Raw genomic sequence first — 13,409 nt, 5'->3', positions numbered from 1 at the left:
AAAGGAACCGTGGTCGATCATGATACGAACGATGACAACTGCTGTAAACACAATGAACCAATTACAGCATCAAATTGATATAATAGGGAATAACTTATCGAATTCATCTACCAATGGCTATAAAGCGACGGGTGCAAGCTTTCACGAAATGCTTTATCAGCAATTCGACAATGACAAGGCGGATACGGCGAATCGCCAGTCTCCAGCAGGCATCCGCTATGGCGTTGGGGCGATGTTAGGTGCTACTCAGATGAATTGGAAAGTTGGTTCTTTGCAAATGACGGGCCGTGAATTGGATTTTGCGTTAACAGAGCCGAAGCAATATTTTACACTGATCATGCCTGGGGCTGATGGTGACCAGACGGTGTATACACGCCAAGGGAACTTTTATGTATCTCCAGTAGAAGGCGGACAGCTCATGCTTGTAAACGGCGATGGATACCCAGTAGCGGATAGCCAAGGATTGCCGATCACGTTTGCAGACAACGTGAAAAACTATAGCATGCTGCCGAACGGAACGCTTGAAGTTACTCATGATGACGGTGCGGTAGATCGCATTCAAATGGGCGTCGCAACATTTGAGCGTCCGAATTTAATGTCTCGCCTATCAGCTACACTATTCGGTTTACCGGAAAATATGGCGGAGCTTGGCTTGACGGCGAATGACATATTGACTGAGATGGTAGGCGCAAACCGAAGTCAGATCGGAATGGAAAACCAAAAATTGGAGTCTTCCAACGTCAACTATGAAAAAGAAATGACCGATCTCATTAACGTGCAACGTTCTTACCAATTTAACGCCCGGTCAGTGACACTTGCGGATCAAATGTTAGGATTAATTAACAACATCCGATAAATCCGCAGTAGGGAGATTTTAATATGATAGATGAAAAGCGAAACAACCCGCAAAGGGAACAGAATAAGCAGACAGATGCATCGACGGGAGTGATCGCTTCTCGCGCAGAACGCAATCAAAAACGTAAAACAGCGGTTGAAGAAGCGTCTGACACTAAAAAGCGAATATGGGTGCAAATCCGTTTAATTCCAATTTGGCTTCGTGTCCTGCTCGTCCTTTTGCTATTGTCTACAGCAGCTGTCGTCGGCGCTATGATTGGCTACGGCTATATAGGAGACGGCCAGCCGTCTGACGTTTTGAAAAAAGAGACTTGGGTGCACATACTTGACATCATCAATGGGAAAGAGTCGTAACTGGCTCTTTCGTTTTCATTTTTCACTAAAAATAACAAGAGAGGGGAATGGACATGCTAACAGCAGAAGAAATCAAAAAAATCATACCGCATCGCTATCCTTTTTTATTGGTCGATCGCATAACGGAAATTGAAGAGGGAACAAGAGCGGTAGGCTTGAAAAATGTAACAGTTAATGAAGAGTTTTTCAACGGCCATTTTCCGGGTTATCCCGTTATGCCGGGTGTTTTGATTGTTGAAGCACTTGCACAAGTCGGAGCAGTCGCTCTCCTCAAAAAAGAGGAAAATAAAGGGATGATCGGTTTGCTTGCAGGTGTCGATAATTGTCGATTCAAGCGTCAAGTAATCCCTGGCGATACTTTGAAATTAGAAGTGGAAATTACAAGAATGCGCGGCAAAATTGGCAAAGGGAAAGCAGTTGCGACAGTAGAAGGGGAAGTCGCTTGCGAAACAGAAATTACATTTGCACTATCTCCAGGTGGAGATAACGCAAATTAATTTGCGTATATGTCGAATTTTAGCTACAATGGAATGTGCAGTGGACACCTATAAAAGGTGGACGAAAAGCACTGCATCTTTCGTGAACTACACTACCTATATCGGCAATGTACGCTTATAGTGGGAGGTACCAAAAAGTCATGTTCAAAGATCTTTCTCCAAATATAAAAAGCAGTATTACACGTTCTATCACACAAACTTTCGAGCAATATATGAGCAGCATTGGATGGAGCGAAGAAAGATACAGCATTGAGGATTTCATTAACACCTGGCGCGAATATATTACGACGAAAGCACTATGGTATTCAAAAATTCCGGACTCCATGAAAAATGATCCGAAATTCCATGAAGACCTCGCCCAGCGAATTAATGAAATCATCCACCGCATCTTAAGCGAACCGCCGTCCGACGAGCAAATCGCTTCTATCCAAATGATGCAGGAACAACTAGATACTCACTACAGCTACGATTGTAAAGCAGAAGCGGTCTACGTTGAATCGCTTTTAAAAGAACGGGTCGAACAACAATAAAATATTCATGGATAGTTCCCTCTTTTTGTGCCAACCTACAAGTATCATACGGATTTGTATGATATACGGCTTGTGGAAAGGAGGGAATTTTTCATGTTCAAAAAAGCGATCCCGCTCGTCTTAGTATCCGGAATTGTTCTAACGGGTTGTGCCAACAACAATAACGATGATGGTCTTCCAAACAATAACGAAACCCCAATGGAAGACTTGAACGACCGTGCGCGTGACCTCACCCCAAGGGTCAACAACGGTGCCGGCTCTGACTTAGACGGCATCAACAATGGTCGTGACCAAAACATCAACAATACAAGTGATGGTATCATCAACAACGATAGAGACGGCCTCAATGGCGGCGGACTCAATGGGAACGACAATGACATCCGTAATGGAAACATGAACGGTGACAATACAACGGCTCCCAATCAAGAAATCATCACAGATGACAACACGACTACGCCAAATAACGACATGAACAACAACCGCAAAAGAAATAACAACAACAGCAACAACAACCGCTAACCGCAAGCCGTGAGAAAAACCGCCTTTTTTGGCGGTTTTTCTTGTATAAAACGCATAAATAGTTCTGAATGCGCATAACTCTTATTTGCCCCGTATAAACAGCACTAACTACGCATAAATTTTACAGAAAAAGCATAAAGTCACCTCTGCCCACATAATTAGCTACGTTCTGCGCATAAAGTGATCTATGCACTCAAATTGCTTATTCGCTTTGAGTGACCTGTCTACGTAGTAACACGAATAAAAATTTAGCGCATACAACTGATCTCCATGCAAAACGTTACCGCTCTACGCATTAAGCCCAATTACTACGCGAAACTGCCTCACCGCCATATAATTCCTAACCTCCATCAGCCAAACAAAAAAAGCCGCAATCTACGGCTTTCACAAACTTTCCTGTTCTGTTTCTCTTTCTCTTTCTTTTTTCAAACGAGGGCGTGATCGCATATCATGCTCGAAACGTTGCAGTAACTCATCCCCGCTTAATCCTTCGGTCAACAGTTCTTCTAATAAATGCTCTGCATATTGTGAACGTGCACGCTTCAATCGTCCTTTAAGTAGAACGGAAATGTGGTCTCCAATCCGTTCTACCGCATCTACGGCGACGAGGAATCCGGCAGGCTCATTTTCCGGATAGGAGATGACGACGCGTGCATCTAAAACTTCCTTTGATGCTTTCCATTCTTCAAAAATTTGCTGGTGCTTTTGTTCAATAAATAATTCAAGAATCCACATGCGGTGACTATTTTCTTGGTTAATAATAATGCCATCAACCAACGGAAAGTTATTGATTTTATCATCAACCAATATTCCGACGGATATCATTTTAAATGTTTTCAAAGGCGCCACCCCGCTCGATTTTTACCTAATTATAACATATAAGAGGAAAATAATTTGGATTATATACTAAAGTCGAATTATCTCAGAATGTGAACAATTTGCAAACCTTAATTTGTCAGTGGTTTACAAAAATATGCAGGTAAATTATGGAATGAAAAATTCGCTTTTGATTCACAAAACACCTGCAAAATCCATTTTTCCTCATTTGCATGAAAAAAAGCCCTTCCTGTATGATACGGATAATCTATAAAGAAAGGAGGGGAAACGTTGAATCAAGTTGCACTTGTCGGTCGCATTACAAAGGACCCCATTTTACGGAGGCTGTCCGAAGGAAGATTGCAGACAAGCTTTGTCTTAGCTGTCGATCGCAAATTCAAAAATCAGCAAGGGGAAGTGGATGCTGATTTCATCCTATGCACAACTTGGGGGAAAGTGGCTGAAAACACAGCGAAACATTGTGGCAAAGGCTCACTCATAGGAGTAGGGGGAAGAATTCAGTCAAGAACCTATGAAAGAGAAGACAAAAGCCGTGTTTTCGTAACGGAAGTAATCGGGGAAGAAATCCGCTTCTTATCTACAAAACGAAGAACAAATGATAATTTGTATGGGGAAGCGCCCATCGTGCAACAAAAGGAGGGCAGTGAAAAGGGCGGGCGAAATGTAGATCACCAAAACATCCAATCGAATTTTCACACGCCAAGCAATGAAGAAGAAGGTCTCCCTATATTTTGATTCAACATACATAGCGGAGACCGTCGAACTTCAAAGAAAGGTGGATAGAAATCGGAAAGACCGTAACGTGAAAACAAAACATATCTAAGAGAAGAGTAGGGTAAGAGATGAAACGTTCATACGGGGGTATTGTTCGTTTCATAGACAAAAATGCAAATGGGACAAAATGATCCAGCCAAAAAAATTGCGGCGGAGACCGCATTTCCGCCGCAATCGTAAAAAAGGAGTGAAAGGAATGTTGGAACGCAATAAAGAGATGATTAGGATGGAACTTCAAATCGGCCAGTTAATTCGTATCGTTGCAACGATGAACGAGCGAATAAAAGAATTGGAAGACCTTGAAAAAAGCAGGAAAGTTGTATCCCTACATAGATTAAGAAGCCCTGAAAAACAGTTCTCCTCAACGTTCAAATGATAGCAAATCATCCAATTCATCATCTGACAGCTCAGTTAGCCATTGGCTCGAATGAATCAACTCAGCGGAAAGCGCGGATTTTTCTTCAAGCATTTTATCGATCTTCTCCTCAATCGTGCCGACGGTTACAAACTTATGCACATGGACAAATTTTGTCTGGCCGATACGATATGCTCGGTCTGTTGCCTGATTTTCGACAGCGGGATTCCACCAACGATCCGCATGCAATACATGATTTGCACCGGTTAAGTTCAATCCCGTTCCTCCAGCTTTCAACGATAGGATGAACACCGGAAACTCGCCTGTTTGGAATGCTTCCACAAGATAATCTCTCTGTCCTTTCGGCATACTGCCAGACAGAAATGGTACATCGATTCCGTGCAATTCCGATAAGCATTGCCGGATCAATTGTCCCATACCGATATACTGAGTAAAAATCAAACATTTTTCGCCATTCGCAGCAATTTCGGCGGCCATCGACACGATTCTTTCCAATTTGATGGAACGGGTAAGCATTTCGCTTGCAGGTGCATTAGGTTCCTTCAAAAACAAAGCAGGATGATTGCACAATTGCTTCAGCCGGCTCAACATTTTTAAGATCAAGCCTTTACGCTCAAATGGAGTTAAATCATTCATTTTGAATTTCGTGTCTTCAATATAGCTTTCATAAAGTGCAGCCTGTTCAGTCGTTAACGGACAGTACTCATTTTGCTCTAACTTTTTCGGCAAATTCAATTGAAGTTCCGGATCATCTTTCGTTCGCCGCAAAAGAAACGGTTTGATTTTCGAACGAAGCTTCCGTTTATGCAGTTCGGAATCATCCCGCTCAATTGGAATAATGTAATCTTCCGTAAACGCGCGGAAACTGCCGAAATACCCTTTATGAATAAAATCAAAGATCGCCCACAACTCGGAAAGCCTATTTTCAATAGGAGTTCCAGTCAAAGCAATTTGATGTTCTCCGCGCAGCTTGCGAATTGCACGTGACTGCTTCGTCTGCATGTTCTTTATGTTTTGTGCTTCGTCGAGCGTGATGCTGTTAAAATACGTTTCCTTTAGCATATCGCCGTCTTGCGTCGCTGTTCCATAGGTCGTCAAAATGACAGCGGGACGCTGTTGTTCAATCATAGCTTTGAAGTCATCATCCTTTGCGCGGGAAGGTCCATAATGCGTATGAACTGATAATGACGGTGCAAAACGGTTAATTTCTTTTTGCCAGTTCCCTAAAACACTCGTAGGGCAAATGATCAAAGAAGGTCGGTCGATTTCCTCAGAAGAATGAATATGCAATAAATAGGAGATGAGTTGGATAGTTTTCCCCAATCCCATATCATCCGCCAAGCATGCGCCAAATCCATTTTCTCGCATGAAAACGAGCCAATCATACCCTTCAACTTGGTATGGCCGAAGTTCAGCATTTAATTGCTCAGGAATCCCTGCTGACGGAAGACCCTTTTTATTGGATATCAAATCGACATACTCGCGCAATGACTGCTGCATCGTAAATGAAAGCAATGGATCCGTATCCACATCAGACTCATCCTCGATCGGAACAATCTCTTCAGGGATTTCCTGGAACAGCAAATCCATTACCGTCCATTCGCCTGAATCGGCTTGTTCCATCAGTTCTCGAATTCGTTTCAGCCATTCGGGGTCAATATGAAACCAGTCATCACCCGATCGTATATATTCTCGATTTTCATCGACCATGCGCTGAAAAGTGTCTCGATCGATTTCCTGTCCTGACAACGAGAAACTCCAATCAAATGAAAGTACTTCATTCAAACCAGCTGCAGATCGATACGATTGTACACTTGCACTCGTTTTCACTCGCATTTTCGTTTCAGTGACCGACTTCAGCCATGCAGGTAAAATGACGGGGAAGCCGAACGACTGAAAAATAGGAAGGTCTTCTTGAATGAACATCCGAACTTCAGGATCTGACATCCTTACAGAGAGAAAACGGTTTTCATCCGTTACCGAAACAGATTGCAAAAAGGATGCCATTTCAGATTGTCTGCTTTGGATGTCTTCCGAGAATTCTTTCCATTTTGCAGGTAGCGCATCTGCGATAGGCGCATTTTGCTTTCGGACTGCAGGCGTCCAATGAGCGCCACGTCCACTGACGACAACCGTCTCTAAAAGCCAGTCGCTATCCTCCATTGGCTCGGTTAAGCGGAAGGCAACTTGGACGGGAAGCGTAGAAGACTCGCCTTCATTTGGCCAGCCGTATTTGCGTAAATGCGGCAACAACATAGGCAATTGATCCATTCGCATATTCGAAGCGATAAGTTTATCTCTTACAGCATCGTGTAAAATTGATGCCGATAAATCGGAAATTCCAATTTTATCAACGTCAAAAACAATCATTCCATCCTGCAGTTCAGCGTATTGCCAAAAATTAGGTTCTTTCCAAATGCGGCCGGCCTCCTGTAAAGCTGCTATATGCGCTTTGTCATCGGCCGATTGTCCGTCGTAGGAAACAAATGGATGCTGTTTTCCCGTTATGACTTGCAACAAATCATATGAGGATAAATAAACAAATTGCTCATCTTTTTCCGTTAGGAGCCCGTATAAAGATTGTTCATCATTGTAAAAAAGAAACGAAGACAATTTTTCGGGAGATACGGCTTTCATAGAAGGCTCAGTTGCGGATACTTTATATCGTCCGTCATCGATGCGCTCCATCGAGAGATAGAAAAGAAGGTGAATTGTATTTGTTTTATTCATAAATGCAAATTGCTCCTTTCCATTTCTTCCGATAGCGCGCGCAGACGGCGATGTTCATTTCGAATCGTATCGACATAGCGGTTCCAAAAATCTATTTTTCCGCTTCTTTTCGAACAGCTTTTCATCGTTTTGAAAATCTTAACGGCTCTTCGATAGCCATGGCGATTCTTTTCCGCAATATAGCCCATTGCAAAATTATGCAACAACGGCAGCACAGCAGCAGGGGCTTCTAAAGCTGCCATCTTGAGCGCATCCATTTCCATCGAATCATAGGAAACGTTGTAGCGATGCATTAGCGCTGCCCAATCTGCATAACGGCCATGTTCAACTAAGAAATCCGCATACGTATCGAGACCGTCTTTACCGAACATCATGAACAGAGATTCCCGCTGTTCTTCCGGAAAATCAGAATCCTCAAGCAAGCCATCAAAATGCCGGATGAAGTAGGAGCGATCATGCTTGGAAAGCTGCTCATAATATTCTTCAATGTGAGGGAGAATACGCGACAGCAAAATGGAAAGTGCTTTGTATTCCTCTAATTCTGCAGCTTTTTCAGAGAGCTTCATCCAATGCCCAATTCTTTTGTCGTCCATTTGTTCAACCATATCGGACAATGCTTCAACATCTCCGGACAATAAATGAAACAGAGCGGCAAAAAAATTGGCATCCGGTTCATTTTCCGACATCAATCCAGAAAGTTCTTTCTCACGTGTGGCCTTTTCTTTAAATAAGGATGTCCAAAAGATTTCGTAAAGATAGAATCGATCTTCAAAAAGTCCTTCATGCTGAAGGACGAAACGTCGCACACTTGTTTTTAATTGCGTATAAAACACATCTGTCTCAAACAACCTATGTTTTGAGCCTAATAGATTCGCCTGATCTTGAATTTTCGCCAGCTGCTCATTGACCCACATGCGAATTTGCCAATGACGATAGGAAAAGTTGCCTGCAGATGCTTCGATGTAATGGTGAGCATACTGCCACCCAGCATCCAATAGATGGAGACGGTAAAACAAATCGAACAAAGGCTTCCATTCCCATTCAAACGGCGAGAGGGATGCTGCTTTCTCATCCAATAATGAAGCTTCATGGACAAAAATATGAGGATTTTCATTGACATCGATATTCGATAAAGGAGCGGTTAGCTTGGCGAGTGAACGGTTCCAAGCTTCCGGTGTCCGCTCTGGCATAGTAAGACTCATTTGCCCTGAATCGATTTGCTGCCATTGATGGTTCCAATCGATTAATGAGTGGAATTGAGAATATAAATGTAGAACGACCGCCATTTTATGAATGCACCAGTTCGGCTCATTGCATGTACACGCAGTTTTCATCGTATGAAACGACAGTTCAACTGTTTCTGGCTGCATGCCGGAAATTTGGGCCTCCAATCGATTTTCGGATGAAGAAAGAGCATATTCCGTAACGGCTCCTAACCTGACAATCGAAAGGGCTTTTCTAATTTCCATCGCTTCCTTAGGAACATCCGACCGAAATGAGTTCTGTATATCATCTATAAAGTCACTGATCTGTTCTTCATACAAATAAGAAATGCGTTCTACTCTCATGTCGCGAATCACTCCCTAACAGTACATATAGCCCGGTGCTGTTCGGACTTTTATCTTAAATAGTACATCTGTACAAAACCTTTAGCAGCTGAAGAAGCCCACAATGCATGAAAGCGGGCAAACAGATATTCAAGATCTACATTCCTTCTATTATATACGTTTCAGGCGGTGACCGTAAATGAATTCAATCCACACCATTGCCTTCCGTCTGTTATTGAAACAAATCAAATAGCGATTTAAAAGCATTCAGTAATTTTGTTCGATCTTTTTCATTCATATTTGCTGTAATTGCAACCAGTTCCTTAGCTCAGCGTTTTCTTCGAACAGCTTACGGTGGCGGTCAATCAAGTTTTCCATATTCCTTTCCAGCAGCGCACTCGTCCGGTCTTATTGAGAACCGTTCACAGACCTCACAGAATTTAGTGGTTTTCCTAATACCATATAGCAAGGAAGTAATCATTCGGAAGATCGCTTCATAACAGGCAATAAATCATTTGGAAACCTTCTTTCATTCCGTTCGTAAACTGAAAGGACAGCAGGTTTTATATTCAATTCATGAGCCGCCGCTCTTTGTTTTACATGTAAATACTCTTCGTGATATTCCTTAAATTGTTCAAAATGCATATGGACATCCCCTTTTTACCCCCAAGTGTATAAAAGAAAGAGTCCGTTTGGACAAAGTCAACAAAACGTTGATTCATACTAACGTAATGTTGGTTTTTGGAAAGAAAGTTTATAATCTGTTAAAATAGTTACTGAATTCTTAATTTAAAAATGATTCAAAGGTTATGGGAGGTGAAAGAACGTGGACCAAATTATTTTACATATACCGAACGTTACAATCCTCTTTCGTTTGAGCAAGCATTTGGCATTTGTAAAATGGTCAAACACGTACCAACAAGAAAAGCTAACAGAACGAATTCAAGAAGAAAAGTTGCATTATCTGTCATCGCCTTTCATCATGGGGGTGACAAAACATTATTTTATAGCAGTCAATTTCATGACGGATCGAGTGGCATTCAAAAAGAGAAAAGAAGCGCCGGCGAATGCAAACATTGAAATATTCCGCTTCCTATCACAAATGAAAATCGATTATTATGTCGATTCTTTCACTTTATTCATGGATTATAAAAGACCTCAAAAATTTGGCGTTCTTCGGTGACACATGAAAAACCTTTCCGATGAATAAAATGATAAACAAATCATTCACAAATCTAACCAAACTATGATAGAATGATAATAATCGGAATATTCAATATCGGAGGGATGAAGATGCTAACGGTACAGCGTATGACACCATTTTTCACCAGCCAAGAAGACTTTCGTTTACGTCTCGTATTTGCCTATCAATACTTTTCCATCGTCAAAGGCGGTGAAGTGTATCAATTCGTTCCATCTGAAGGCAAAGAAATTGTAGTCAATATGAAAAGCCTTCAAGTTGAAAACTTAGGGGAAGTCTTTGTTTTTCAAAGGGGCAGCCGGTTTATAAGATTACCGCTCTACCAATTGCTTCTCATTTCAGATCTTCATATCCACTTATCGACAATTCTTGAAGGTAAGTTGAACATCCAAGTGGAAATACCTGAAGTCGTCAAACGTGAAGCAGAAGTGCTCATCGATCAAATTGAAGAGGACAATAAAAACCGCATGATCGATTACGCACTCGAAACAAACAACAAGCAATTATTCAACCTATTGACGGAAGGAATGCAATCACATTGAAAAACAAGCCATAAGTAACACTTATCGTGTAGCAAACGGTAAGTGTTTTTTTTATGCCCTAATTCGATTAGCGGGCGATAAGGTGCAATAAAACTACAAAAACGGTTGATCCCGTCAAGCCAAATAAGAAATCAAATAGAGTGAATTTGTATGTTTCATCTTTCTTCATCCGACCTACTCTCCTTTGTCGATTTCCCGGGAAATAATGCAAAATAGGAAATGGTATACTACTATAAGACTATCCAACGGAACATTATTTTATACTCAGCGAAATCTACAACATTGAAAAACTATAAAGATTTGGTAAAGTATTGATTACAGGGATTTTCAGAAAGGGATTGACGCCATGTTTTTTGACTACAAATTTTGGCACTTCTTGACAAGACCCCATGACTTAGGGGTTAATTTGCAATCGTCTTCTATGCGAAAGTTAAATAGCCGGATAGGGATTGTCTTTCTTTTAGGTGCAGTATTATTCGTCATACGCAATATTTGGGGAATGAACACCGAAGGGATAACGTCCGTCCTGGCGACAATGACTGACACGAACTACACAATCGCAAGATATGCCTCACTTGCCGGCTCCGTCATTTGGTCGGTCTTGTACATGGCATTCCACATTTTTGGTATCGCACTTGTCATCAGCCAAATAACAAAGATCCCTTATCAGCACGTGGTGCCGTTGCAAATAGGCATTACAGGCATTCTGTTAATGGAGAAAGCATTACTGTTCCTTGTTTTCTATTTAAAAGGTGCGACAGTACCCCTTTCATTTTTATCGTTCGGCCCGCTCGCTGTTACGATTATGGAAAACTGGTACATAATTCTATTTTTAAATCAGCTTACAGTGACAACTGCATTAATTATCACTTTGCAATATCGTTTCATCCGAGCATTTAAGAAGGAAGGAAAGTGGAGAGAGCAGCTTTGGATGTTGATTGGGTTACATGTTGCGATGGCGCTCATTACTGCATCCATTGCATTCATTCCATTCGATCGTTTGCTGAATTCACTTTTCGGAGGTGGATTTTAAATGAAAAAACGAATGAATATTGCAATTGCTGCAGTCGTCAGCCTCTTTATTGCAGTCAACATCCATTTGCTTTTTTCCGAAAAAAGCAAGGTACCAAAAACGATTCATGTTTCACAATACGAACGAATGTCAACCGATCAATACGAAGAAACTGTAAAAAAAGAAGGCTTGCTGTCACCAGAAGAGATGTACACCATTTACGTTGGTGATGGAGAGTCCATCGATCAATGGCTCGTCAAAGAAGGGGATCGCATACAAGTCGGTGAAGAAATTGCGCGATTGCAAACCGAACGAGCAGATAGCCAAATGGCTGCATGGGAAGCGGAAGAAGAAGGTCTACTCGACCAGCTGTCAGCAATAGACGAAACCATTTCAGATTTGGAATATGAGCGTGACAATGCACAATCCGGAGCAAATCACCAATCTACGGAAACAGCAGGGGAGACGGAAATTGAATTAAATATTCAAGTTGATCTCCACCAAGACGGCTCTTATTCTCAAGCGATCGCTGCTGCAGAAAGGGAGCGTTCAGAAATCGAACGACAACTAAAAATTATTGAAGCGCAGCTATCCCAAAATCCATCAAGGCCAGCGCTCATAAGCCCAATCAATGGCACGGTTGCTGAAATCCATAAAAACGGCACCATCCTATCGGCTGATATTTATAGCGAAGAGAAACTTATTAAGACATATGTACAACTCGAACAATGGCAAGACATCGAAATAGATGACACCGTTCGCTTGCAGCAGAACAGCTTAAAAACAGTCATTGAAGGAACGGTCGCTTTCATTTCAGAAGTTCCTGCCAGCGAAGATAAGTGGCGTCATGCATATGAGCAATTGGATCCGCAAAGGAACACCCACTCCTTAGATTTGTATGAAATCCATATTCGTCCGATCGAGCCATTGCAAGAACTGCCGTACGGTGCAAAAATGAACGCAGAAATTGTCGTCAACGAAGCCGATGCAATCTCAGTGAACAAGCAGTGGTTACTTCCGTTTGATCGACAAACTAAAACGGTATGGACATTAAACAATGAAGGAAAGGCCGTTAACACGCAAGTTTCCGTACCTTTTTACTCACATGACCGCGCTGTTATAACGGATGGCATAGAGGCAGGTGACATCGCCATTAAATATCCAGCCGACACAGCTTCGAACGTCATCACGTCTTTGCCATTCGAATTTCCTAATAAATCCGAGTGGCGAGCATTCGGCTGGAAAAACTACTTTAAATACGCATTTCTGAAATAAACCCAAAAGCGCCACGGTCTCAGACCATGGCGCTTTTCTATCCCACACACCGACCTCATAAAAGTCCATCATCGCGCATAAACTCCCAGAGGAACGCAAAAACTTCCCGCCCGCTCATAAACTCCCCGTCGAACGCATAAAAGCTTCCCACGATGCAAAAGCTCCCCGAATACCGCAAAAACTTCTCATGCCGCGCATAAACTCCCAGAGGAACGCAAAAACTTCCCACCCCGCTCATAAACTCCCCGCCGAACGCATAAAAGCTTCCCACGATGCAAAAGCTCCCCGAATACCGCAAAAACTTCTCATGCCGCGCATAAACTCCCAGAGGAACGCAAAAACTTCCCACCCCGCTCATAA

Annotated in this window: 16 protein-coding genes; 11 read left to right on the top strand and 5 right to left on the bottom strand. The window is 42.2% G+C overall.

Annotated features, from left to right (window positions below; all coding sequences use genetic code 11):
- The first annotated feature begins 19 nt into the window (after positions 1-19).
- From WFH04_RS04100 to WFH04_RS04080, 5 genes are all read left to right on the top strand, one after another.
- Positions 20-856 (top strand): flagellar hook-basal body protein, encoded by an 837-nt coding sequence (locus WFH04_RS04100; RefSeq protein WP_336822793.1) that lies wholly within the window; start codon positions 20-22, stop codon positions 854-856.
- A 23-nt stretch (positions 857-879) separates the two neighbouring features.
- A complete protein-coding gene (locus tag WFH04_RS04095; RefSeq protein WP_336822792.1) occupies positions 880-1,209 on the top strand; it encodes a DNA-directed RNA polymerase subunit beta in 330 nt (109 codons plus the stop codon).
- A gap of 53 nt (positions 1,210-1,262) precedes the next feature.
- On the top strand, positions 1,263-1,706 hold the full coding sequence (gene fabZ, locus WFH04_RS04090; RefSeq protein WP_336822791.1) for a 3-hydroxyacyl-ACP dehydratase FabZ: 444 nt from the start codon (positions 1,263-1,265) through the stop codon (positions 1,704-1,706).
- Positions 1,707-1,846: 140 nt separating this feature from the next.
- Positions 1,847-2,236 (top strand): hypothetical protein, encoded by a 390-nt coding sequence (locus WFH04_RS04085; RefSeq protein WP_336822790.1) that lies wholly within the window; start codon positions 1,847-1,849, stop codon positions 2,234-2,236.
- A 93-nt stretch (positions 2,237-2,329) separates the two neighbouring features.
- On the top strand, positions 2,330-2,755 hold the full coding sequence (locus WFH04_RS04080; protein ID WP_336822789.1) for a hypothetical protein: 426 nt from the start codon (positions 2,330-2,332) through the stop codon (positions 2,753-2,755).
- A gap of 384 nt (positions 2,756-3,139) precedes the next feature.
- On the opposite strand, the gene WFH04_RS04075 is transcribed toward WFH04_RS04080, so the two are convergent.
- Complete coding sequence (locus tag WFH04_RS04075; RefSeq protein WP_336822788.1) at positions 3,140-3,595, bottom strand: YwpF family protein; 456 nt, start codon at positions 3,593-3,595, stop codon at positions 3,140-3,142.
- Between the two features lie 267 nt (positions 3,596-3,862).
- On the opposite strand from WFH04_RS04075, the gene WFH04_RS04070 reads away from it, so the two are divergent.
- Entirely contained in the window at positions 3,863-4,327 is a 465-nt protein-coding gene (locus WFH04_RS04070) for a single-stranded DNA-binding protein (RefSeq protein WP_336822787.1), read from the top strand.
- Between the two features lie 235 nt (positions 4,328-4,562).
- Positions 4,563-4,742, top strand: coding sequence for a hypothetical protein (locus WFH04_RS04065; RefSeq protein ID WP_336822786.1), 180 nt, complete (start codon positions 4,563-4,565; stop codon positions 4,740-4,742).
- Here the strand turns inward: WFH04_RS04065 and WFH04_RS04060 are convergent.
- The 3 genes from WFH04_RS04060 to WFH04_RS04050 all read right to left on the bottom strand — a co-directional run bounded on the left by WFH04_RS04060 (position 4,728) and on the right by WFH04_RS04050 (position 9,664).
- On the bottom strand, positions 4,728-7,472 hold the full coding sequence (locus tag WFH04_RS04060; protein ID WP_336822785.1) for a DEAD/DEAH box helicase: 2,745 nt from the start codon (positions 7,470-7,472) through the stop codon (positions 4,728-4,730). The two genes, WFH04_RS04065 and WFH04_RS04060, sit on opposite strands and share 15 nt — an antisense overlap.
- A complete protein-coding gene (locus WFH04_RS04055; protein WP_336822784.1) occupies positions 7,469-9,040 on the bottom strand; it encodes a hypothetical protein in 1,572 nt (523 codons plus the stop codon). Before WFH04_RS04055 ends, WFH04_RS04060 begins: the two co-directional genes overlap by 4 nt.
- 456 nt (positions 9,041-9,496) lie before the next feature.
- Positions 9,497-9,664 carry a hypothetical protein gene (locus tag WFH04_RS04050; protein WP_336822783.1) on the bottom strand — a complete coding sequence of 56 codons (168 nt, stop codon included), beginning with the start codon at positions 9,662-9,664 and terminating at the stop codon, positions 9,497-9,499.
- Between the two features lie 181 nt (positions 9,665-9,845).
- On the opposite strand from WFH04_RS04050, the gene WFH04_RS04045 reads away from it, so the two are divergent.
- The 4 genes from WFH04_RS04045 (at position 9,846) to WFH04_RS04030 (ending at position 13,049) form a co-directional block, all read left to right on the top strand.
- Positions 9,846-10,202, top strand: coding sequence for a hypothetical protein (locus WFH04_RS04045; protein WP_336822782.1), 357 nt, complete (start codon positions 9,846-9,848; stop codon positions 10,200-10,202).
- Positions 10,203-10,312: 110 nt separating this feature from the next.
- Positions 10,313-10,762: a transcriptional regulator gene (locus WFH04_RS04040; RefSeq protein WP_336822781.1), complete on the top strand. Its 450-nt coding sequence runs from the start codon at positions 10,313-10,315 to the stop codon at positions 10,760-10,762.
- Positions 10,763-11,108: 346 nt separating this feature from the next.
- Complete coding sequence (locus WFH04_RS04035; RefSeq protein WP_336822780.1) at positions 11,109-11,795, top strand: hypothetical protein; 687 nt, start codon at positions 11,109-11,111, stop codon at positions 11,793-11,795.
- Positions 11,796-13,049, top strand: coding sequence for an efflux RND transporter periplasmic adaptor subunit (locus WFH04_RS04030; protein ID WP_336822779.1), 1,254 nt, complete (start codon positions 11,796-11,798; stop codon positions 13,047-13,049).
- 55 nt (positions 13,050-13,104) lie between these two features.
- Here the strand turns inward: WFH04_RS04030 and WFH04_RS04025 are convergent.
- A partial coding sequence (locus WFH04_RS04025) for a hypothetical protein (RefSeq protein WP_336822778.1) occupies positions 13,105-13,409 on the bottom strand: 305 nt, incomplete at its 5' end.

The organism is Sporosarcina sp. USHLN248, from assembly GCF_037144575.1.
GTDB classification, from domain to species: Bacteria; Bacillota; Bacilli; order Bacillales_A; family Planococcaceae; genus Sporosarcina; species Sporosarcina contaminans.
Note: the sequence above shows the minus strand (reverse complement) of the source record. Positions and strands in the feature narration are given on the sequence as shown.